Source organism: Bradyrhizobium sp. USDA 4011, assembly GCF_054063415.1.
The window spans coordinates 4361702-4381520 of sequence record NZ_JBSSGG010000001.1 but is presented as its reverse complement, the minus strand read 5'-3'; the positions used below and the strand labels follow the sequence as shown (position 1 = coordinate 4381520).

Here is a 19819-nt window from a genome sequence, read left to right as displayed (position 1 = left end):
GCCAGATGACCAACCGCCTCCCCGTCGGCCTCCCCCTCGCTGCCACCCTCATCGCGACCACGCTGCTGGCTGCGCCCGCACTCGCCGACAGCGACTTTCCGCCGGCGATCTCGGTCACCGGCGAGGCGACCGTATCGGCGGCGCCCGACGAGGCGCAGCTCGATGCCGGCGTCACGACCGACGGCAAGACCGCACGCGAGGCCACCGACGCCAACAATGTAACGATGGGCAAGGTGCTGGCCGCGCTGAAAGGCGCCGGCCTCGCGGAGAAGGACTATCAGACCTCGCGGCTGTCACTGCAGCCGCAGTTCGCCAACCGTACGCCGTCGTCGCCGAACGCCCCGCCCAGCATCGTCGGCTATCACGCGAGCAATCGCGTCACGATCAAGCTGCACGATGTGAGCAAGGTCGCTGGTGTCATCGACGTGCTGGTGGGCGCCGGCGCCAACGATATCGGCGGGCTCAATTTCTCGGTGTCGCAGGCCTCGAAGCTGCTCGATGACGCACGCGAAAGGGCGATTGCCGACGCCCGCCGCAAGGCGGAGATCTATGCCAAGGCCGCCGGCGTCGCGCTCGGCGCGCCCTTGAACATCGCGGAAGTCGGCTCGGCGCCGGTGCCGATGTTCCGCGCCAAGATGGCCACGGCAGGATTCGCCGCCCCCACGCCGGTCGCCCAGGGCGAGGAAACGCTGACCGTCAATGTGACCGTCTCCTGGGCGATCAAGGAGAAGTAGCAGTTACTGTCGTCCCTGCGAAAGCAGGGACCCATAACCACGGGATCGAGTCGTTCTAGCGAGCTGTGGCTCCAGCGTTGTCCAACAATCAGCGCTTGTGGTTATGGGTCCCGGGCCGCGCTTCGCTTGCCCGGGACGACAGCTCCTAAATCTCGAACACCTGGCCCGGCTTCAGCGTCAAGAACTTCTCGCGCGACACACTCGCCGCGTCGAGCGCTTCACCGAGTGCGGTCGCGGGCGCGTCGATCGCCTCGTCGGTCAGCTGGAACGTGCCGTGGTGATGCGCCAGCGCCTGGGTGGCGCCGCAATCGGCCAGCGCCTTCACCGCATCCTCCGGGTTCATGTGCTGGTCGCGCATGAACCAGCGCGGCTCGTAGGCGCCAATCGGCAGGATCGCGAGCCGCAACGGGCCATGCGCTTCCGCAACCCTGCGGAAGTGCCGGCCGTCGCCATAGCCGGAATCGCAGACGATGTAGAGCTTGCCGGCCGGCGTCTCCAGCACGAAGCTCGCCCACAGCGCCTTGTTGCGATCGAACAGGCCGCGCGCCGACCAGTGCCGCGTCGGCACCAGCGTCACGGCAACGCCGCCTCCGAGTTCGACGCGCTGATGCCAGTCGAACGCCTCGGCCTTGATCGCGGCATCGGAGGCGCGCATCGTGACGTCGTTGCCGAGCGACGTGATCACGCGCGGCGCAAACGCCGCAGTCAGCTTCGACAGCGTCGCGACATCGAGATGATCGTAGTGGCCGTGCGACACCAGCACGACGTCGATCCTGGGCAACTTCTCGAAAGCAATGCCGGGATCGTTGTGCCGCTTCGGCCCTGCGAAGCCGAACGGCGAGGCCCGCATCGACCAGACCGGATCGACCAGGATGTTGAGGCCTGCGGTCTGGATCAGCCAGCTGGCATGGCCGACGAAGCAGAGCCGCACCTTGTCGCCGTCGACGCGCGGCGGCGGCGTATCGGCATAGGGGCTCGGCGCCCATTCCGGCCAGACCGCGCTGCCGCCCTCCCCCGAACTGCCAGCGCAATACCTCGCCGAGCGATTTCGGCGGCGCGCCGTCCGGATCGAAGAAGTGCAGGCCGTCGAAATGATCGGAGACGGGGCCGTCATAGGTTTTCATCAGGGACATCCAGATCGAGGGCACGCCGAGCGTGGCAGCGGCTCCGGTCAAGGTTGCAAGAAGGCGGCGGCGAGTAACGATGGGCACGCGGGTTCCCAAACAGGAGGCAGGTCCGCTTATATGGGCGGCGGCGACGAATTCGGAACCGACATGGCAAATTGACGCAATTTCAATACCTTAGGGTCTAAACCGAGCGAATTGCGGCGAAACTTTCCTTGACTTTCTTCCCCCGGCAGCGTTTAACGCCGCCACTTTCTCGGAAAGATCCGTCTTTTCGACCCGCCGACTGGCCCTGGAGGCCAGAGGCCAACGCCCGACAGCGCGATGCGCCCTCGGGCGCGAAAGTGTTTGGACTCCCTTCTCCCTCGCCCCGCTCTTGCGGGGAGAGGGTCGGGGTGAGGGGCTCTCTCCGCCCGCACAGCGCGTGGATGGCCTCGTACCCCCCTCACCCGGATCACATCTGGCGATGTGATCCGACCTCTCCCCGCCGGCGGGGCGAGGTGAAAAAAGGACAACGGCATTGTTCGACAATCTGTCGGAACGGCTTGGTGGCATTCTCGATCGTCTGACGGGGCGCGGCGCGCTGACCGAAAAGGACGTCGATGCCGCGATGCGCGAGGTGCGCCGCGCGCTGCTCGAAGCCGACGTCGCGCTCGAGGTCGTCCGCAGCTTCATCGATCGGGTCCGCGAGCAGGCGATCGGCGCCACCGTGGTCAAGTCGGTGACGCCGGGCCAGATGGTGGTGAAGATCGTCCATGACGAACTCGTCGCCACGCTCGGTTCCGACGGCCAGACCATCGACATCAACTCCGTGCCGCCGGTACCGATCATGATGGTCGGTCTGCAGGGCTCCGGCAAGACCACCACCACCGCAAAGCTCGCGCGCCGCATGGTTCAGCGCGACAAGCGCAAGGTGCTGATGGCCTCGCTCGACGTCTACCGCCCGGCGGCGATGGAGCAGCTCGCGGTGCTCGGCCGCGACCTCGACATTCCGACGCTGCCGATCGTCGCCGGCCAGATGCCGCCGCAGATCGCCAGGCGCGCGATCGAAGCCGGCAAGCTCGGCGGCTACGACGTCGTGCTGCTCGACACCGCCGGCCGCACCACGCTCGACGAAGACATGATGAAGGAGGCGGCCGAGATCAAAGCCGCCGCCAACCCACATGAAGTGCTGCTGGTCGCGGACTCCCTCACCGGCCAGGACGCGGTCAACCTCGCGCGCGCATTCGATGAGCGCGTCGGCCTCACCGGCATCGTGCTGACGCGCGTCGACGGCGACGGCCGCGGCGGCGCCGCGCTGTCGATGCGCGCGGTGACCGGCAAGCCAATCAAGCTGCTCGGCACCGGCGAAAAGACCGACGCGCTGGAAGACTTCCATCCGAACCGCATCGCCGGCCGCATCCTCGGCATGGGCGACGTCGTGTCGCTGGTCGAGAAGGCCGCCGCCAATATCGACGCCGAGAAGGCCGCGCGCACCGCCGAACGGATGCGCAAGGGTCAGTTCGACCTCAACGACATGCGCGAACAGCTGCAGCAGATGGCGAATATGGGCGGCATCGGCGGCCTGATGGGCATGATGCCCGGCATTGCCAAGATGAAGAACCAGATCGCGGCTGCCGGCATCGACGACAAGATCATCAAGCGTCAGGTCGCGGTGATCGATTCGATGACGCGGCAGGAGCGCAAGAATCCGGACATCCTCAAGGCGAGCCGCAAGAAGCGCATCGCGGCGGGCGCCGGCCAGAGCGTCGAGCAGGTCAACAAGCTCTTGAAGATGCACCGGAACATGGCCGACATGATGAAGGCCATGGGAAGCGGCAAGCGCGGCCCGCTCGCCGGCATCGCGCAGGCGATGGGCTTTGGCGGCGGCATGAAGCCGCCCTCGGCCGAGGAGATGAAGGCGCTCGCCGAGAAGATGCAGGGCGGCGCCGGTGGCGGCCTGCCCAATTTGCCGAAGGATTTGCCCGTTGGGCTGCGCGGCGGCCTGCCCAACGTGCCGGGCCTGACCGGCCTCAGCGGCAAGCCGACACTGCCGGGCCTCGGCGGCTTCCCGGGCAAGAAGAAATGAGGAATTCGTCGCGACGGCTCACATGCGGCCGGCGCGACGCGGAATGCCAATCAATCGAACACATCGACCTTTGAAGGAGAACTAAATGTCCGTTGTTATCCGCCTCGCTCGCGCAGGCACCAAGAAGCGTCCGGTCTATCATGTCGTCGTCGCCGACTCGCGCTTCCCGCGCGATGGCCGCTTCATCGAGCGTCTCGGCCACTTCAACCCGCTGCTGCCGAAGGACAACGAGGCCCGCCTGAAGCTCGACATGGACAAGGTCAAGGCTTGGCTCGCCAAGGGCGCGCAGCCGTCGGATCGCGTGACCCGCTTCCTCGACGCCGCCGGCGTCGTCAAGCGCACCGCGCGCAACAACCCGGAAAAGGCCGTGCCGCGCAAGGAGCGCAAGGCGCAGGCCGAAGCCGCCGCCAAGGCTTAAGGCTGAACGGCGACCACGGTGGCTGCACCGGTCTGTGTCGCCCGTATCGGCGCTGCGCATGGTGTGCGCGGCGCCGTCCGGCTGTGGACCTTCACCGAAGATCCGCTGGCCGTGAAGGACTACGGCCCGCTGATGACCAAGGACGGCACGCGCCAGTTCGAGGTCACCCATGCGCGCGAGGCCAAGGATCATCTGGTGGTGACGCTGAAGGGCGTCGCCAGCCGCGATGACGCCGAACGGCTCAACGGGCTCGAGCTCTACGTGCCGCGCGACCGGCTGCCGGAAACCGACGACGGCGAATACTACCACACCGACCTGATCGGGCTCGCCGCGGTGACGACATCAGAGCAGCCGCTCGGCAAGGTGATCGCGATCCATAATTTCGGCGCCGGCGACATCATCGAGATCGCCCCGCCGCAAGGCGCGACGATGCTGCTGCCCTTCACCAATGCGGTGGTGCCATCGGTCGATCTCGCCGGCGGCCGCGTGGTGATCGACCTGCCGCAGGAAATCGACGGCGACGATCCGTCGGCAGCCTGACCAGGGATAATCCTCAGCCGGTCATCCGGCCCTGTTGCTCGAGCCAGTCGCAGAACACCGCGCTGTGCGGATCGTTGCTGCGGCCCGCCGGAAAATACGCGAAGTAGCTCCGCGCCGGCAGGCTGATCGCGGGGAACGGCGTCACCAGGCGCCCGGCCGCGAGATCGTCCGAGATCAGCGCAGTCGGGCCCATCGCAACGCCGAGACCATCGAGCGCGGCCTGGATCGTCAGATAGAAATGATCGAAGGTCAGCGCCGCCGCCGGCTCCAGCGCGGACTGCCCGGCCTCGGTTAACCAGTCGCGCCATAGCCGCGGCATCGACGTGACATGCAGCAGCGTATGCCTGGAGAGATCCGCGATCTCATGCAGCGGCAGTCGTTCGGGCAGCGACGGGCTGCACACCGGCAATCTCCGCTCCGACACCAGGAAGCGCGACGAAAAGCCGTGAAACGTGTCCGGACCACCCCGGATCACGACGTCGAATGATTCCGGCAACGCGTCCACCGGATCGTTCGACGTGCTCAGGCGCACCTCGATATCAGGATGCTCGGCACGAAACCGGCTCATCCGCGGCAGCAGCCAGCGCAGGCTGAAGGTCGCGAGCGCGTTGACGCGCAGCACCGCCACGGCGGCATCGCCGCGCCGCTCGCGATGCTGCTGCACGGCGGTGGAGATCCGGTCGAGCGCCGGCGCGAATTCCGCCAACAGCGCCGCACCCGCCGGCGTCAGCACCACGCGCCGCACCGACCGCCGGAACAGCGCCGGCGCGCCCAGCCACTCCTCGAGCAGCCGGATCTGCTGGCTGACGGCGCCATGGGTCACGCTGAGCTCGGCGGCCGCTTCCTTGAAACTGCCGAGCCGCGCGGCGGCCTCGAAGGCGCGGACCGCATTGAGCGGCGGCAGGCTACGGCGTGGGACGAACATCATCTCTCAATACCAGATTTTCTAACGCATGGCCCGATTATTACTGATTTGTGACAGTGGCCGTTCGAGCGCATATTGCGCAGCAAGCTACTTACATATCTCCTCTTTTCGAAGGCCTCCTCCGATGCGCAGCCGCTCCATCGTTAGATTTTATTTCTCTGGATGGCAACGATGAGCGTATCCGCCGAAGCCGGCACGTCCCGTCCTGGCCATGCCCGGGCGACGCGAACGCTGTCCGTGACCGGGCTCAACCACGCCCTCCATGACGGCTACACCGACCTGATCTACGTGCTGCTGCCGGTCTGGCAGGCGGAGTTCGCGCTGAGCTACGGGCTGCTGGCTCTGCTGCGCGGGCTCTATGCCGGCGCCATGGCCGGGCTGCAGATTCCGGTCGGACGCATCGCGGAGCGGATCGATGGCAAGATCATCCTGATCGCGGGCACAGCGCTGTCGGCGCTCGGCTACGCGTTCGCCGGATTGTCCGGAGGCATCATCGGACTGGGCCTGGCCCTTGCGCTCTCCGGTGCAGGCTCAAGCACGCAGCATCCGATCGGATCGGCCGCGGTGTCGCGGGCCTATGGCGCGGCGGCGCGCGGGCCGCTCGGCATCTACAATTTCTCCGGCGACCTCGGCAAGGCCGCGATCCCGGCCCTGACCTCGATCCTGCTCGTGATCATGTCATGGCGTCACACGCTGCTCGTGGTCGCGTTTGCAGGCCTGCTTGTCGCGATCAGCATCGCGCTCTGGATGCCGTCGGTCGGCAAGGGTGCCGAGCATAAGGCCACCGCCGCATCGCGCCGTGACGGCGCCGGCTTTCCCTGGCTGCTCGCGATCGGAATTCTCGACACCGCGGTCAGGATGGGCTTTCTCACCTTCCTGCCGTTCCTGTTGCGCGACAAGGGCGCCTCGCTGCCGACCAACGGCCTCGCGCTGGCGCTGGTCTTCATCGGCGGCGCCGCCGGGAAATTCACCTGCGGCTGGCTCGGCGAGCGCGTCGGCACGCTGCGCACCGTGCTCATCACCGAAGGCGGCACGGCGGCGCTGATCGTGGCCGTGCTGGCGTTGCCGCTGGCGCCGGCCATCGTGCTGCTGCCGCTGCTCGGCGTGATGCTCAACGGCACGTCCTCGGTGCTCTATGGCACGGTGCCCGAACTCACGCCGGTGCATCAGACCGAGCGCGCGTTCGCGCTGTTCTATACGGGCACGATCGGATCGGGCGCGATCGCGCCGGTGCTCTACGGCTTGCTCGGTGATGCGCTCGGCCCGACGCTCGCGACCGCGGCGACCGCGCTCACGGCGCTGGCGATCTGTCCGCTTGCCGTCGCACTCGCGCGGCATCTCTCGGACGATCCAACGACGGCGTGACGCATAATTGGCCTAAGCCCGGGCTGCTGTCTGTCTTCTTCCCCCTGAAAGGGGGAAGGTCGGGATGGGGGGCAGCCGCGGGCGACGATGCAAGCCGACAGAGCTGATCCCCACCCGCGTTGCTCTGGCGAGCAAAGCGACCTCCCCTTTTCAAGGGGAGGTTGGAGCCAATCGGCAAGTGGACCCATCCCGGATTGCGCTCCGCTCCATCCGGGCTTCTGTAACGGGCCTTGTTTAGTCAATCCCTTTTTGCGTCATCCACTCGCCGGGCACTTGCTTCTGTACGGGATCGGCGCGGTGGCCGTCGCCTGATGGGGTGCATTGAGGAGCCGGCCGGCCAATCTACGGAAGCGTGGTTGTGAGCCACTTCCCGGATGGCGGCCTGACCGGATCCATCGTCCCGGCGAAGGGACTTCGCTCGGGGAGAGCCTGGTGTCGTGGCCCGCCCAGAACCGATTGATGCTCCTGGTTTAGATGGCGTTGGCCAACGGGTTGAATGGTTTCGCATCGGCGAGCATGCGATGCCGGATGACAGCGAGCTTGCGCGCCAGCGCGACCTTGGCCTTGCGCATGCCGGCACGCCTGGCGATCCGCATGGTCCAGCCCTTCAGCGCCGCGCAATTCCTGACCGGCTTGGTCAGCATCACGTGAGCCGCCTGATAGAGCGCCTCGCGCACGGACGCATCGCCGATCTTGCTGATGCGGCCGGTGTAATCGGTTTCCCCCGATTGGTATTTCTTCGGGGTGAGGCCAAAATGCGCTCCTGTCGCCTTCGATGACCGGAAGCGCTTCGGGTCGTCGACCGCCGAGGCATAGGTGAGCGCCACGATCGGGCCGACGGACGGCGTCGTCATCAAGAGCCTGGCCTGCGGGTGCGATTTGGCGAGCTTCTGGACCTGCTTGTCCAGGCTGTTGAACTCGCGCCGCAGCACGGCATGGGCTTCGAGCAGCGCCTGCGCCACCACCTCAAGTCCAGGATGGCCCGCAACGAGCTCCCGGATGCGTTCGGCGAAGGTGCGCTCGGTGGTCGCGCCGACCTTCAGGCCAAAGCCGCGGAGCACGCCGCGCAGGCTGTTCTCGACGTCGCGCAGCTTGGATTGCAGCAGCTTGCGCGCCGTCAGAATGGCACGGCTCTCCTGCGCCGCGATCGATTTGCAGTGCACCGGCCGGAACCAGCCGAGCCGCATCAGTTGCGCGATCCCGCGCGCATCATTGCGGTCCGACTTCACCACCATTGCCTTGAACGCATCGCGCACATGCCGGGTCTCCAGAAGCTCAACCGCAAGTCCCGCCTCCCGCATCGCCGCGTACAGCGACAAGGGACCTGCCTCCAGCCCGATCCGCTCAAGCACCAGCCCCAGCGACCGGAACCAGCCGATCAGGGCCTCCGGCTCGCTCGCAACCTTCGCCTCGCGCAAAATCTTGCCGGCCCCGTCGACAAGGCAAACACTCGAGCATTCCAAAGACACGTCGATTCCTGCATAGTGGTACATGGTCGTCCCTCATGATGCTTGGAGCGGGCTTGCCTCACTCCGTTTGACACCATCAGTTCGAGGGACGACCGCCTTCCAACCAACAGGCCGCTCGCGAGCGCGCCTCCAAATCGCGCCGTAGCGAGCGGGCGGCCGGCCCGTTACCCCATCTACTTAAGCAATGGTGTCACGGAGCATCCCAATGACAAGCACGCACAAGGCCTGGCGGCTGCACGCCCACAATGATCTCCGCTTCGAGGATGTCGCAACGCCCGGGCCTGCGCCCGATGGCGTCGTGGTCCGGGTCGAAGCCGGCATGGTGCTGTCCTATACCAACAAGCTGCTGTCGGGCGCGCTGCCCTACAGCCTGCCGCCGATGCCGTTCGTGCCGGGCACCAACGCGATCGCGCGCGTCGTCGCCACCGGCGAGAACGTCACGCATGTGCGGAGCGGCGACCGCGTATTCCTCAGCCCGCATCTGCGCGGCGACGTGCCGGATCGCGATCCGCCGCAGATCCTGATCGGCCTCACCGCCACGGTGACGACGCCGGAGGCGCTGGCGCTGCAGGCGCGCTGGCGCGACGGCGTGTTTGCGGAGATCGCGCATTGGCCGGCGGCCTGCGTCACGCCACTTGCCAATCTCGACGACAAGCCGGCGACCGAGCTGGTCGGGTTGGCAAAACTGATCGTGCCGTTCGGCGGATTGCAGCGCTGTGGCCTGCGCGGCGGACAGACCATCATCGTCAACGGCGCGACCGGCTATTTCGGCTCCGGCGGCGTGATGCTCGCGGTCGCGATGGGCGCGGGGCGTGTCGTCGCGGTCGGACGCAAGCAGGCCGCGCTCGAGCAGTTGCGCGACGCATTCGGCCCGCGCGTCATTCCCGCTGTCGTGACCGGCGATGCCGCCGCCGATCTTTCGATCATCCGCCGCGCCGCCGGCGGCAGCGCCGATGTCGTGCTCGATTTGCTCGGCGCCGCCAAGAGTACCTCGACCACGCTATCCTGCCTGCGCGCGCTCCGGCGTGGCGGCCGGATGGTGCTGATGGGCAGCGCCGAGGTGCCGCTCGAGCTGTCGTTCCGCGAGATGCTGGCCAACGACTGGGAGGTGGTCGGGCAGTTCATGTACGATCGAACGGCGCCGGGCCAACTCGCCGGCCTTGCCGCCGAAGGCTTGCTGGATCTGCGCAAGATCAACGTCGCGACCTTCAAGCTCGCCGACTTCCGCCGTGCGGTTGATGCGGCCGCGATGATGCAGAGCCTCGACCTCACGGCCGTGGTGCCGTAACCAGAGGCCATGACATCGCAAGAGACCCCATCCCAGGCGACACAATGGCGCGCGACCGTGCTGACCCTGTTCCCAGAGATGTTTCCGGGACCGCTCGGCGTCAGCCTCGCCGGCAAGGCGCTGGCCGGCGGCCTTTGGGCGCTGGAGGCACGTGACATCCGAGCGTCAGCCACTGACAAGCACCGCAGCGTCGACGACACGCCGGCCGGCGGCGGCCCGGGCATGGTGCTGCGGGCGGATGTGCTGGCGGCAGCGATCGATGCCGCGACCATTGCGCCTGACCGTCCGCGCCTGTTGATGAGCCCGCGGGGTCGGCCACTGACCCAGACCCAGGTCGCCGGGCTTGCCGCCGGGCCCGGGCCGCTGATCGTCTGCGGCCGCTTCGAGGGCATCGACCAGCGGGTGATCGAGGCGCGCCGGCTCGAGGAGGTCTCGATCGGCGATTATGTGCTGTCCGGCGGCGAAATCGCCGCGATGGCGCTGATCGACGCCTGCGTTCGCCTGTTGCCGGGGGTGATGGGGAAGCTGGCCTCGGGAACCGAGGAGAGCTTCTCCGAAGGACTACTGGAATACCCCCAATACACCCGTCCGCAGGAGTTCGAGGGCCGCCAGATCCCGGAAATCCTGATTTCCGGCGATCACGCCAAGGTGGCGGCCTGGCGGCTGGCCCAGTCCGAGGCCCTGACGGCGGCCCGGCGGCCCGATCTCTGGGCCCGGAGGGCCGGCCAAAAAGCCGCTCCTCGAGGGACAAAAAACACGACAGACGGGTGACAAACCCTGCGCTTTGCCTTATAGGCACGGCCTAATCCGCACACGCGCAGGATAGATGGACGTTTGCGCAGCCCGCACAGGCTGGGCGCGCCGCCGATGGAGATTTCGATGAACCTGATTCAGCAGCTCGAAAAAGAGCAGTTCGACAAGCTCGCCGCCACCAAGACCATCCCGGAATTCGGACCCGGCGATACCGTCATCGTCAACGTGAAGGTGGTCGAAGGCGAACGCACCCGCGTGCAGGCCTATGAAGGCGTCTGCATCGGCCGTTCCGGCCACGGCCTCAACGAGAGCTTCACCGTGCGCAAGATCTCGTACGGCGAAGGCGTGGAGCGCGTTTTCCCGGTGATGTCGCCGATGATCGACTCGATCAAGGTCGTGCGTCGCGGCAAGGTGCGTCGCGCCAAGCTCTATTACCTGCGCAACCTGCGCGGCAAGTCGGCCCGCATCGTCGAGAAGCAGGACCGCCAGACCGCCGTCGGCGAGTAACGTTTCCCTTCAGGGGATGTGACCAAAAGCGCGGGGCCCTGCCCCGCGCTTTTTTGTTGCGGCATACCTATCTGGTGGACAGGTCCGCGCATCGATCGATTGTCGCGCCCGCGAGCCCTGTGATAGAAATTTAGAATGGTTCCGGATCAAGCAAGCCAGCGCTGCCCAAGTCAGACCTGCAAGCGCGTCGTGATCGACGATCGCTCGCGGCTGCCCGGCCGCTTCTTCGGACGCTTTGCGACGTCGGCAACATCAGAGCTTACGCGCGCAGCGTGAAGCTACCTGGACGCTGTCGCCTGCTCGCGCGCTTAAGACGCGCTTAACGCCATTCACCACTGAATTTCTTCTGGAGCTGAAGCTCATGTCCAAACCGACCACGCTGTACGACAAGATCTGGAACGACCATCTGGTCCACGAGGCCGACGACGGCACCTGCCTGCTCTATATCGATCGCCACCTGGTGCACGAGGTGACCTCGCCGCAGGCGTTCGAAGGCCTGCGCGCCGCGGGCCGCAAGGTGCACGCGCCCGAGAAGACGCTCGCCGTCGTCGACCACAACATCCCGACAACCGACCGCTCGAAGCCGAACCCCGATCCGGAAAGCATCGAGCAGATGCGGGTGATGGCGGAGAACGCCAAGGAATTCGGCATCGAATACTACAACGAGTTCGACAAGCGTCAGGGCATCGTCCACGTCATCGGCCCGGAGCAGGGTTTCACGCTGCCTGGCACCACCATCGTCTGCGGTGACAGCCACACCTCGACGCATGGCGCGTTCGGCGCGCTCGCGCACGGCATCGGCACCTCCGAGGTCGAGCACGTGCTGGCGACGCAGACGCTGATCCAGAAGAAGGCCAAGAACATGCGCGCGATCGTCGACGGCAAGTTGCCGGACGGCGTGACCGGCAAGGACATCATCCTGGCGATCATCGGCGAGATCGGCACCGCCGGCGGCACCGGCTATGTGCTGGAATATGCCGGCGAGGCGATCCGTGCGCTTTCGATGGAAGGCCGCATGACGGTCTGTAACATGTCGATCGAAGGCGGCGCGCGCGCCGGCCTGGTTGCGCCCGACCAGAAGGCGTTCGACTTCCTGCGCGACCGCCCGAAGGCCCCGAAGGGCGCGGCCTGGGATGCCGCGATGCGCTACTGGGAAACGCTGCGCTCCGACGAGGGCGCGCATTTCGACCACGAGCTCCGGCTGGACGCCGCGAAGCTGCCGCCGATCGTCACCTGGGGCACTAGCCCCGAGGACGTCATCTCGGTGACCGGCTTCGTGCCAGATCCGGACAAGATCGCGGATGAGGCGAAGCGGCTCTCCAAGCACCGCGCGCTGAAATATATGGGCCTGACCGCCGGCACCAAGATCACCGACATCAAGCTCGACCGCGTCTTCATCGGCTCCTGCACCAACGGCCGCATCGAAGACCTGCGTGCCGCCGCGAAGATCGCCGAGGGCAAGACCGTCAACGCCAACGTCAATGCGATGATCGTGCCGGGCTCGGGCATCGTGAAGGAGCAGGCGGAAGCCGAAGGCCTCGACAAGATCTTCCTCGAGGCCGGCTTCGAGTGGCGCGAGCCGGGCTGCTCGATGTGCCTGGCGATGAACCCGGACAAGCTGAAGCCGGAGGAGCGCTGCGCCTCGACCTCGAACCGCAACTTCGAGGGTCGGCAGGGCTTCAAGGGCCGCACCCATCTGGTGTCGCCCGCGATGGCCGCGGCCGCCGCGATCGCCGGTCACTTCGTCGACGTCCGCGACTGGCGGTAAGGTAAGCGCGGGAGCTTCGGTTCTGACCAGATCAGAACCGAAGCCCGATTCTCTTTTTTTGACGCGTTTTCTTCACGCGAACCGGGACCACTTCGCTCGAAAACGCTATGGCTTGCCTCAAGCTCGAGCCGTTTCGGAAACGGCTCGTTAACGGGGCGCACGCACACTGGCTCCTTGCGAACACAAGCTTCGTGGGGAGCCGGACGTGGCCGACAAGAGCGAATTCGTCGATATGATCAGTGAGGCGACGCGGCAGAAGCGACGCCGCGCCGCGCCACGCATCATCGATCCGCTTCCCGAGGTGAAGGAAACCTCGCGCCTCAGCCACTGGCCGCCGGAGCGCTGGACGCAATGGCGGATGGAAAACCTGACGCCGTGGAAGATAAAGTCCTGGAGGCTGAAGAACTGAGACTAGGCTGAAAAAGACGGGCGCCGTGAGGCGCCCGCTGTCGTTTCAGCCCTTACCAATAGACCCCGTACGGCCGCCAGTAATGGCGGTGGTGCCACCACGGCCGGCAGATCCGGCGCGGTCCGTAATAGGTCCAGACCACCCGGCAGCGGCGGTGATAATAATAGGCCGGGTAATAGTAGGACGAGCCGTAGAAGTAGCGCCGGTGATGGAAGTGCCGGCGGTAGCCGTAGCGGTAACCGCTGCCATAGAAGCGGTGGTAGCCGCCGTAGTGGCGATGGAAGCCGCCATAGCGATAGCCGCCATGGAACACCGGCGCGGCGCGGAAACCGCCGCCATGGAAGCCACGAAAGCCGCCGCCATGAAATCCACCGCCGTGAAATCCGCCACCGCGGAAGCCACCGCCATGAAAACCTCCGCCGCCGTGGCCGCCGCCACCGCCATGCCGAACCTGGGTCGTCATGGCATCGGCCGCAGACTTTGCCGCAGGCACGGTGCCCGGGCTCGCCAGCGACAGCGCTTCGGCGCGGTGCTGCGAGACGATCGACAATGCGAAGACCGCGGCCGCCGCAACACCGAGACGGCGCAGCAGTCCACGCCGCAAAGAGCTCTCCCTCATCTCGGAACCTCCCTGACAACAGCGATGAGAACCGCGCTGCATGGCAGCCGGTCTCATTGCGTTCATTGCAGTCGCTCCCCGCGTGACGCTAGAAAGTCCTGAGTGAATGCGCCATGAACGCGCGAAACCGTGCGGCGAAAAGTCCGAGCGGGAATGTCGGCGACGCGCGCAGCGCGGCCGACTGCATCACCAGAACGGGCCGAACCCGAAGCCAAAGGTGAACGGTGCCGGCACCGCGTATGGATACGGCCGATAGTAGTAAGGCCGCCCGTAATAATAGGAGCCGTACGGCCGGTAATAGGAATAGGGCTGGTGGTACGGCCGATAATAGGGCCGGTAGCCGTGGTGATAGTGGTGACGATGGTATTGGCGATGATGGCGCTGCGCGCTGAAGTCGGTCGCCTTCCCCGCCTCCTTCTGTTGTGCCGCGGCGGTTGCCGATGCCGGCGCCGTCAATGCGAATGCACAAGCGACCGCGGCAACACCGATCCATTTCATCATGATCAACTCCTGCAGATTGCGATTGATATCATCTCGGGCGCGCGAATCTGCCGGTTTGATGGCTGAGAACGACAACAGGCCCGTTGCTCACGGGCCTGTGTCTCAACTGCGCTGATACGCCGCGCGATCTGCGGCGCCAGTGGCGACGATGGCCCCAGCCACGGTGATGTCCGCGACCCCAGCCACGATGCCAGCCGTGACCATGACCATAGCGTACCTGCGTGGTCGTCTGGTTCGCGTTGTTCTGAACCGTTGCGGCGGTGCCAGGCGTCGCGAGCGACATCGCGTTCGCGCGCTCGGCCGGCGCCGCCAAAACCAGCACGGCACCGACGGCCGCAAGCCCCAGAACCTTCATCACCTTCATGCGTCTTCGCCTTGATCCCCTGAGGTCACGTCCTGCAACGACGACTCGGGTTCGAATCGACCCCGTTGCCGCGACGCAGATCGCAAGCAGAATGCGGACGACGTGAATTGGGATTTGAATGACTGCGCCACGCTCGTGAATGCCGCTGGCGCGCGCGGGGTTCCGGCACAGCCGCAGGAATTTTCATGTCTGCGCGCAAAACCGGCATCGACAATGGTCGTACGTTGTGAGGAGCCCTCTGGCAGGAGACCGCCGATGACACAACAAGGCCCGCGCAGATAGCTGGCGCTCGGCGCGGCAGCGCTCGCTGGTTCCATCATTTCAATTGATGTCGCGCTCGCCTCGCAAGGACCGGGCGGCGGCATGGGAACGGCGAGCCAGCTCACGCAAATGCTGATGGCGCTCGTAGTCTATGGAACGGCGGGCGTGGTCGTCGCGGCCGGACTGATCGGCGCTGCGCGCCGTCATTTGCGCTAGCTTCCGCGTCGCTCGCAGCCGCTCTAGCCCGGCCGCCAGAAGCAGTTCATGCGCGGCGTGATCACGGTGCCGCTCGGCCGGTGCTCCTGCACATAGGTCGCGGTGCAATCGCGCACGGCGTTCGGACCGGGATTGTAACGCGGGATGACATCCGGTTCCCAATGATCGGGCCGGGACCGGTAGATCGGCACGCGCCTGAGCCGGCGGTGCTCGACGACCCGCTCGCGGACGGCCGGCGCCGGTTCACCGATGCGCGCTTCGGCCGCCGCGCTCTGTGCCCGCGCCTCTCCGGCCGGAAGCGAAAGCCCGACTGCTACCGCCAACAGCGTTGCCGCCACGATCCGTTTCATCACGCCACCCAAGCCCCATTCTTGAGCCTCAATCCTGGGCCGCACGGTCTCCCATTGCACCGCCAAGGTCAACTGCGCTGGCGCCGACTGAGCCACTCGCGCTAAAGGAGTGTCATGTGGACCACAGCCAAAGCCCCCTCGCTCGCCGAGATGGAGGCCATGGCGCTCGAGATTTTCGAGCGCCTGCCTCCGACGTTCCGGGCCCTCTGCGAAGGCCTGATCATCCGTGTCGACGACTTCCCGACCGACGAGGTGCTCGACGAGATGCAGGCCGAGAGCGAGTTCGACCTGCTCGGCCTGTTTCATGGCATCGGCCTGCCGCAGCAGAGCCATGGCGACGTGGCCCGGCTGCCCAACCTGGTCTGGCTCTACCGCCGGCCGATCCTGGATTACTGGGCCGAGCACGACGAAACCCTCGGCCACATCGTCCGCCACGTGCTGATCCACGAGATTGGGCACCATTTCGGCCTCTCCGACGCCGATATGGAGGCGATTGAGGCCGATGCGGGGTAAAGCGTTTTCGAGCGAAGTAGACCCCGGTTCGGGTGAAGAAAACGCGTGAAAACAAGGAAGCTGGAGCCCCGTTGCCGATCCAATCGGAACGAGGGCTCCAGCTTTGCAGAAATGGCCCTTTTACCGCAGTCACATTCGCGATAAACATCCGGCCCCTATCCCCTATTTTTGCCCGGGAAGAGCACCGATGGACAAGTTCACCACGCTGGAAGGCGTCGCGGCACCGCTGAAGATCATCAATGTCGACACCGACATGATCATTCCGAAGCAGTACCTCAAGACCATCAAGCGCACCGGCCTTGGCAAGGGGCTTTTCTCCGAGCAGCGCTACAAGGATGACGGCAGCGAGAACCCCGATTTCGTGCTCAACCAGTCCGCCTATCGCAATGCGAAGGTGTTGGTCGCCGGCGACAATTTCGGCTGCGGCTCAAGCCGCGAGCACGCGCCGTGGGCGCTGCTCGACTTCGGCATCCGCTGCGTGATCTCGACCTCGTTCGGCGACATCTTCTACAACAACTGCTTCAAGAACGGCATCCTGCCGATCCGCGTGTCGCAGGAGGACCTCGACAAGCTGTTCGACGATGCCGAGCGCGGCGCCAATGCGACGCTGACCATCGATCTCCCCAACCAGGAGATCCGCGGTCCCGACGGCGGCAAGGTGAAGTTCGAGATCGATCCGTTCCGCAAGCACTGCCTGATCAACGGCCTCGACGACATCGGCCTGACGATGGAGAAGAAATCGTCGATCGACAGCTACGAGGCCAAGCTGAAGGAGCGCGCCTGGGCCTGAGGCTCGGCGTATCATCGCACCCCGGCACCTTCAGGCGCCGGGGTTTTTCTTTGCCTCTTCGCAGACCAGCTGATAGCTGACGCGCATGCTGCCTGACATCGTCACCTTCTGGCACGGCTCGATGGACGCCCTGCGCCGGACCTGCCTGCGCTCGCAGGTGGCGGCCGGGCACAAGGTGACCGTCTACAGTTTCGATCCGATTCCCGACCTGCCCGACGGCGTCGGCAATGCCGAGGCCGAAGCGGTGCTGCCGCATGCGTTTGCCAAGAAGCTGCGTCCGCCGGAGCCTGACGGCTCATGGCGCGACTGGACCCTGCTGCAGTTCAGCGACTTCTTCCGGATGCGGCTGATGACCCAGCGCGCCGGCCTCTGGCTCGACGCCGATGTGCTGCTGCTGAAGCCGGTCGCGATCGATCCGGCAAAGCCCTATTTCGCCTGGGAACGACCGCGGCAGCTCGGCAATTCCGTGCTGTACCTGCCGCCTGATGATCCGATCGTCCGCGCCTTCGAGGCGCTGATGAAACAGGACGAGCTCACCCCGGACTGGCTGGCGCTGCGTCACCGCCTGACCTTTGCGATGCGCCGGCTGCGCGGCAAGTCGAACCGCCTTGCCGATATCAGAGTCGCGATCTACGGCCCGGCGGCACTGACCGCGCTCGCGCGCCGCGAAGGCGAGTTGCGGTACGCACTGCCGAAGCGCTCGTTCTACGCGGTGCATGCCGAGCCAAGACTGTTCTTCGAGCCGTCGGATTTTTCGCGCTACCTTGATGATCCCGAAATCATCGGCCTGCACATCTCGCCAAAGGGACGCGGCAAGGAGGCGCCGATCCCCGGCAGCCTCTATGCTTGGGCGACGGAGAGGTTTGGGCGGACTTGAGCCGATTTGATCTGCCGCAAGGTCAGGCTGCGTAGAAGGTCTCATATGGGACGGCCACTTTATTTTGGAGGCACCCATGACCACCGAAGCTCGGATGTACCCTGTCGTCGAGTATCTGATCGATGTGTTCGGCGAGTGGCTGAAGCACCGGCGGGAGCTTGGCGAGCTGCGCGAACTGGACGATGCGAGTTTCAAGCAGATCGCAAGCGACCTGCGGGTCAGCCCTGACGACCTCACGGCGTTGGTGCGCCGAGGGTCGCACAGCGCCGACGAATTGCCCAAGCTGCTCATGGCACTCGGAATCGATCAAGAGAATCTGGCACGCACCGAGTACTTGGTGCTGCGCGACATGGAGCGGGTCTGCAGCTTGTGCAATCACAAGCGACAGTGCGACCATGATCTCGCCGCCGGCACGTCCAGCGCGCACTATCATCAATACTGCCTGAACGCCGCGACGATCGATGCGCTGGGTGAGGCTACAGGTCGCAAGCCGGCGTCGTGATGGTGCGTCGATGCTGAATCAGCACCTCGTCTGGCGCCGTGCATTGCCGATCGTCGTGATCGCGATGGCTGCGCTCTTTCTGCTACGCCTGCATCAGGCCAATGGCGCGGGGCAGCCTTCAGAGAGCATTACCGCCGGGCACCGGCTGGCAGAGGCTTGGTGCATGGAATGCCACGTCGTCGGCCCGATTGCCACGGGCGTGAAGAAAGTGCCGCCGGACTTCATCGCCATCGCCAACCGGCCCTCCACCACCACGCTTTGGCTGAAGGTGTTCCTGAAGACGAGCCACCCGACAATGCCGAACATCATTGTTGGGCCGAGCGAGGCCGATGATCTCGCGAATTACATTATGAGCCTGAAGCGCGACTAAAGCGCGATGAGATCAGGTTGAATCGTCATCGCGCTCTAGCTTCTTGTCTACGCATGATCTCTTCGGACAACCGCTTCGCAGTTGTCCAGATCATGCTTTAGCGTGCATGTCACCACCGATGATCGTCAATGCCCCATCGCAGCGATCGCATCCGCGATCGCGATGGTGCGCTTCGCCATCTCGGCATGCAGGCGCTCCACCATGCGGCCGTCGAGCTGGATCGCGCCGCGCGCGGCGTTCTCCGGTTGCTCGAAGGCGGCGATGATCCTGCGGGCCTCGGCGACCTCGGCCTCCGGCGGCGTGAAGATCGCGTTGCAGGCATCGATGTGGCTCGGGTGGATCAGCGTCTTGCCGTCGAAGCCGAGATCGCGGCCCTGCGCGCATTCCTCCGCGAAGCCGTCGATATTGCTGATGTCGCCATAGGGACCGTCGAGGATCTCGAGCCCGTGCGCGCGGGTCGCCAGGATGCAATGCGTGATCATCGGGATCATCGCCGCGCGGCCCGGCTTCATCCGGATCCGGGTTTCGCGCGCGATGTCGTTCGGCCCGAACACGAAGCCGGCGAGCCGGACCTTGGAGTCCTGCGATGCCGCGGCGAGCTTGTCGGCGTCGAGCACGGCGCGTGCGGTCTCGATCATCGCCCAGACCCGGATCGAGGCAGGGGCATTGATGTCGCTGAGGCGATCGGCGACTGCGTTGAGATCGTCGACGGTGGAAATCTTCGGAACCAGAATCCCGTCCGGCTGCACCTTGCCGGCCATGCCGATGTCGTCGACCCACCACGGGCTGTCGAGCGCGTTGATGCGGATCAGCACCTCGCGCTTGCCGAAGCCCCTGGCGGCGACCGCCTTGGCGATCTGCTCGCGCGCCGTGGCCTTGGCGTCGGGGGCAACGGAATCCTCGAGGTCGAGGATGATGCCGTCAGCCGGCAAGGTCCGGGCCTTCTCCAGCGCCCGTGCATTCGATCCCGGCATGAACAACAGGCTGCGGCGCGGACGGGTCATCGGCATTCTCCTGGGGGCTCGGGCTCCGCCACCGTCCATCGTTTGGGCATCGGGTGGAACCATCTTTCAAGGCTGCCGTATCAT

General features: G+C 65.6%; 22 protein-coding genes and 1 pseudogene. 15 read left to right on the top strand and 8 right to left on the bottom strand.

Annotation, left to right across the window (positions count from 1 at the left end; genetic code table 11):
* Positions 1–5 precede the first annotated feature (5 nt).
* The gene (locus ACVW1C_RS20560; RefSeq protein ID WP_456759967.1) at positions 6–734 is read left to right on the top strand and encodes an SIMPL domain-containing protein; all 729 of its coding nucleotides are present in this window, start codon (positions 6–8) and stop codon (positions 732–734) included.
* Between the two features lie 145 nt (positions 735–879).
* Here ACVW1C_RS20560 and ACVW1C_RS20555 read toward each other — a convergent pair.
* Positions 880–1858 (bottom strand): annotated as a pseudogene (locus ACVW1C_RS20555) (MBL fold metallo-hydrolase).
* A 520-nt stretch (positions 1859–2378) separates the two neighbouring features.
* Here ACVW1C_RS20555 and ffh point away from each other — a divergent pair.
* From ffh to rimM, 3 genes are all read left to right on the top strand, one after another.
* Complete coding sequence (ffh, locus tag ACVW1C_RS20550) at positions 2379–3926, top strand: signal recognition particle protein (protein ID WP_207834007.1); 1548 nt, start codon at positions 2379–2381, stop codon at positions 3924–3926.
* An 85-nt stretch (positions 3927–4011) separates the two neighbouring features.
* Entirely contained in the window at positions 4012–4344 is a 333-nt protein-coding gene (gene rpsP / locus ACVW1C_RS20545) for a 30S ribosomal protein S16 (RefSeq protein WP_029081296.1), read from the top strand.
* Positions 4345–4362: 18 nt separating this feature from the next.
* Positions 4363–4884 carry a ribosome maturation factor RimM gene (gene rimM / locus ACVW1C_RS20540; RefSeq protein ID WP_456759966.1) on the top strand — a complete coding sequence of 174 codons (522 nt, stop codon included), beginning with the start codon at positions 4363–4365 and terminating at the stop codon, positions 4882–4884.
* 13 nt (positions 4885–4897) lie between these two features.
* Here the strand turns inward: rimM and gcvA are convergent, their stop codons facing one another.
* Entirely contained in the window at positions 4898–5809 is a 912-nt protein-coding gene (gcvA, locus tag ACVW1C_RS20535) for a transcriptional regulator GcvA (RefSeq protein WP_456759965.1), read from the bottom strand.
* Between the two features lie 171 nt (positions 5810–5980).
* Here gcvA and ACVW1C_RS20530 point away from each other — a divergent pair, with 171 nt between their 5' ends.
* Entirely contained in the window at positions 5981–7174 is a 1194-nt protein-coding gene (locus tag ACVW1C_RS20530) for an MFS transporter (protein WP_456759964.1), read from the top strand.
* A gap of 470 nt (positions 7175–7644) precedes the next feature.
* On the opposite strand, the gene ACVW1C_RS20525 is transcribed toward ACVW1C_RS20530, so the two are convergent.
* Entirely contained in the window at positions 7645–8667 is a 1023-nt protein-coding gene (locus ACVW1C_RS20525; protein WP_456759963.1) for an IS110 family RNA-guided transposase, read from the bottom strand.
* Between the two features lie 181 nt (positions 8668–8848).
* Here ACVW1C_RS20525 and ACVW1C_RS20520 point away from each other — a divergent pair, with 181 nt between their 5' ends.
* The 5 genes from ACVW1C_RS20520 (at position 8849) to ACVW1C_RS20500 (ending at position 13368) form a co-directional block, all read left to right on the top strand.
* Positions 8849–9931, top strand: a complete 1083-nt coding sequence (locus ACVW1C_RS20520) for a zinc-binding dehydrogenase (RefSeq protein WP_456759962.1) — start codon at positions 8849–8851, stop codon at positions 9929–9931.
* A 9-nt stretch (positions 9932–9940) separates the two neighbouring features.
* Entirely contained in the window at positions 9941–10702 is a 762-nt protein-coding gene (trmD, locus tag ACVW1C_RS20515) for a tRNA (guanosine(37)-N1)-methyltransferase TrmD (protein WP_456759961.1), read from the top strand.
* Between the two features lie 108 nt (positions 10703–10810).
* A complete protein-coding gene (gene rplS, locus ACVW1C_RS20510; RefSeq protein WP_050402537.1) occupies positions 10811–11191 on the top strand; it encodes a 50S ribosomal protein L19 in 381 nt (126 codons plus the stop codon).
* Positions 11192–11552: 361 nt separating this feature from the next.
* The gene (gene leuC, locus ACVW1C_RS20505) at positions 11553–12959 is read left to right on the top strand and encodes a 3-isopropylmalate dehydratase large subunit (protein WP_456759960.1); all 1407 of its coding nucleotides are present in this window, start codon (positions 11553–11555) and stop codon (positions 12957–12959) included.
* 205 nt (positions 12960–13164) lie between these two features.
* Positions 13165–13368 carry a hypothetical protein gene (locus ACVW1C_RS20500; protein ID WP_456759959.1) on the top strand — a complete coding sequence of 68 codons (204 nt, stop codon included), beginning with the start codon at positions 13165–13167 and terminating at the stop codon, positions 13366–13368.
* A 52-nt stretch (positions 13369–13420) separates the two neighbouring features.
* On the opposite strand, the gene ACVW1C_RS20495 is transcribed toward ACVW1C_RS20500, so the two are convergent.
* From ACVW1C_RS20495 to ACVW1C_RS20480, 4 genes are all read right to left on the bottom strand, one after another.
* Positions 13421–13987: a hypothetical protein gene (locus ACVW1C_RS20495; protein WP_456759958.1), complete on the bottom strand. Its 567-nt coding sequence runs from the start codon at positions 13985–13987 to the stop codon at positions 13421–13423.
* A 186-nt stretch (positions 13988–14173) separates the two neighbouring features.
* Positions 14174–14488 carry a hypothetical protein gene (locus tag ACVW1C_RS20490; protein ID WP_456759957.1) on the bottom strand — a complete coding sequence of 105 codons (315 nt, stop codon included), beginning with the start codon at positions 14486–14488 and terminating at the stop codon, positions 14174–14176.
* A 28-nt stretch (positions 14489–14516) separates the two neighbouring features.
* Positions 14517–14852 (bottom strand): hypothetical protein, encoded by a 336-nt coding sequence (locus ACVW1C_RS20485; protein ID WP_456759956.1) that lies wholly within the window; start codon positions 14850–14852, stop codon positions 14517–14519.
* Positions 14853–15352: 500 nt separating this feature from the next.
* Entirely contained in the window at positions 15353–15679 is a 327-nt protein-coding gene (locus ACVW1C_RS20480; RefSeq protein WP_173639671.1) for a hypothetical protein, read from the bottom strand.
* Positions 15680–15793: 114 nt separating this feature from the next.
* Here ACVW1C_RS20480 and ACVW1C_RS20475 point away from each other — a divergent pair, with 114 nt between their 5' ends.
* The 5 genes from ACVW1C_RS20475 (at position 15794) to ACVW1C_RS20455 (ending at position 18731) form a co-directional block, all read left to right on the top strand.
* Entirely contained in the window at positions 15794–16192 is a 399-nt protein-coding gene (locus ACVW1C_RS20475; protein ID WP_456759955.1) for a metallopeptidase family protein, read from the top strand.
* 187 nt (positions 16193–16379) lie between these two features.
* Complete coding sequence (gene leuD / locus ACVW1C_RS20470; protein ID WP_456759954.1) at positions 16380–16982, top strand: 3-isopropylmalate dehydratase small subunit; 603 nt, start codon at positions 16380–16382, stop codon at positions 16980–16982.
* 85 nt (positions 16983–17067) lie between these two features.
* Positions 17068–17859, top strand: a complete 792-nt coding sequence (locus tag ACVW1C_RS20465) for a hypothetical protein (protein ID WP_456759953.1) — start codon at positions 17068–17070, stop codon at positions 17857–17859.
* A 76-nt stretch (positions 17860–17935) separates the two neighbouring features.
* Positions 17936–18361, top strand: a complete 426-nt coding sequence (locus ACVW1C_RS20460) for a hypothetical protein (protein WP_456759952.1) — start codon at positions 17936–17938, stop codon at positions 18359–18361.
* A 10-nt stretch (positions 18362–18371) separates the two neighbouring features.
* Positions 18372–18731 carry a c-type cytochrome gene (locus ACVW1C_RS20455; protein ID WP_176534390.1) on the top strand — a complete coding sequence of 120 codons (360 nt, stop codon included), beginning with the start codon at positions 18372–18374 and terminating at the stop codon, positions 18729–18731.
* Between the two features lie 125 nt (positions 18732–18856).
* On the opposite strand, the gene ACVW1C_RS20450 is transcribed toward ACVW1C_RS20455, so the two are convergent.
* Positions 18857–19735 carry an HpcH/HpaI aldolase/citrate lyase family protein gene (locus ACVW1C_RS20450; RefSeq protein WP_456759951.1) on the bottom strand — a complete coding sequence of 293 codons (879 nt, stop codon included), beginning with the start codon at positions 19733–19735 and terminating at the stop codon, positions 18857–18859.
* Positions 19736–19819: the final 84 nt, after the last annotated feature.

Coding starts and splice junctions, on each gene's coding strand:
- ACVW1C_RS20560 (WP_456759967.1), top strand. CDS start 6: ATGACCAACCGCCTCCCCGTCGGCCTCCCCCTCGCTGCCACCCTCATC.
- rpsP (WP_029081296.1), top strand. CDS start 4,012: ATGTCCGTTGTTATCCGCCTCGCTCGCGCAGGCACCAAGAAGCGTCCG.
- gcvA (WP_456759965.1), bottom strand. CDS start 5,809: ATGTTCGTCCCACGCCGTAGCCTGCCGCCGCTCAATGCGGTCCGCGCC.
- ACVW1C_RS20530 (WP_456759964.1), top strand. CDS start 5,981: ATGAGCGTATCCGCCGAAGCCGGCACGTCCCGTCCTGGCCATGCCCGG.
- ACVW1C_RS20525 (WP_456759963.1), bottom strand. CDS start 8,667: ATGTACCACTATGCAGGAATCGACGTGTCTTTGGAATGCTCGAGTGTT.
- ACVW1C_RS20520 (WP_456759962.1), top strand. CDS start 8,849: ATGACAAGCACGCACAAGGCCTGGCGGCTGCACGCCCACAATGATCTC.
- trmD (WP_456759961.1), top strand. CDS start 9,941: ATGACATCGCAAGAGACCCCATCCCAGGCGACACAATGGCGCGCGACC.
- rplS (WP_050402537.1), top strand. CDS start 10,811: ATGAACCTGATTCAGCAGCTCGAAAAAGAGCAGTTCGACAAGCTCGCC.
- leuC (WP_456759960.1), top strand. CDS start 11,553: ATGTCCAAACCGACCACGCTGTACGACAAGATCTGGAACGACCATCTG.
- ACVW1C_RS20495 (WP_456759958.1), bottom strand. CDS start 13,987: ATGAGGGAGAGCTCTTTGCGGCGTGGACTGCTGCGCCGTCTCGGTGTT.
- ACVW1C_RS20490 (WP_456759957.1), bottom strand. CDS start 14,488: ATGATGAAATGGATCGGTGTTGCCGCGGTCGCTTGTGCATTCGCATTG.
- ACVW1C_RS20485 (WP_456759956.1), bottom strand. CDS start 14,852: ATGAAGGTGATGAAGGTTCTGGGGCTTGCGGCCGTCGGTGCCGTGCTG.
- ACVW1C_RS20480 (WP_173639671.1), bottom strand. CDS start 15,679: ATGAAACGGATCGTGGCGGCAACGCTGTTGGCGGTAGCAGTCGGGCTT.
- ACVW1C_RS20475 (WP_456759955.1), top strand. CDS start 15,794: ATGTGGACCACAGCCAAAGCCCCCTCGCTCGCCGAGATGGAGGCCATG.
- leuD (WP_456759954.1), top strand. CDS start 16,380: ATGGACAAGTTCACCACGCTGGAAGGCGTCGCGGCACCGCTGAAGATC.
- ACVW1C_RS20465 (WP_456759953.1), top strand. CDS start 17,068: ATGCTGCCTGACATCGTCACCTTCTGGCACGGCTCGATGGACGCCCTG.
- ACVW1C_RS20460 (WP_456759952.1), top strand. CDS start 17,936: ATGACCACCGAAGCTCGGATGTACCCTGTCGTCGAGTATCTGATCGAT.
- ACVW1C_RS20455 (WP_176534390.1), top strand. CDS start 18,372: ATGCTGAATCAGCACCTCGTCTGGCGCCGTGCATTGCCGATCGTCGTG.
- ACVW1C_RS20450 (WP_456759951.1), bottom strand. CDS start 19,735: ATGACCCGTCCGCGCCGCAGCCTGTTGTTCATGCCGGGATCGAATGCA.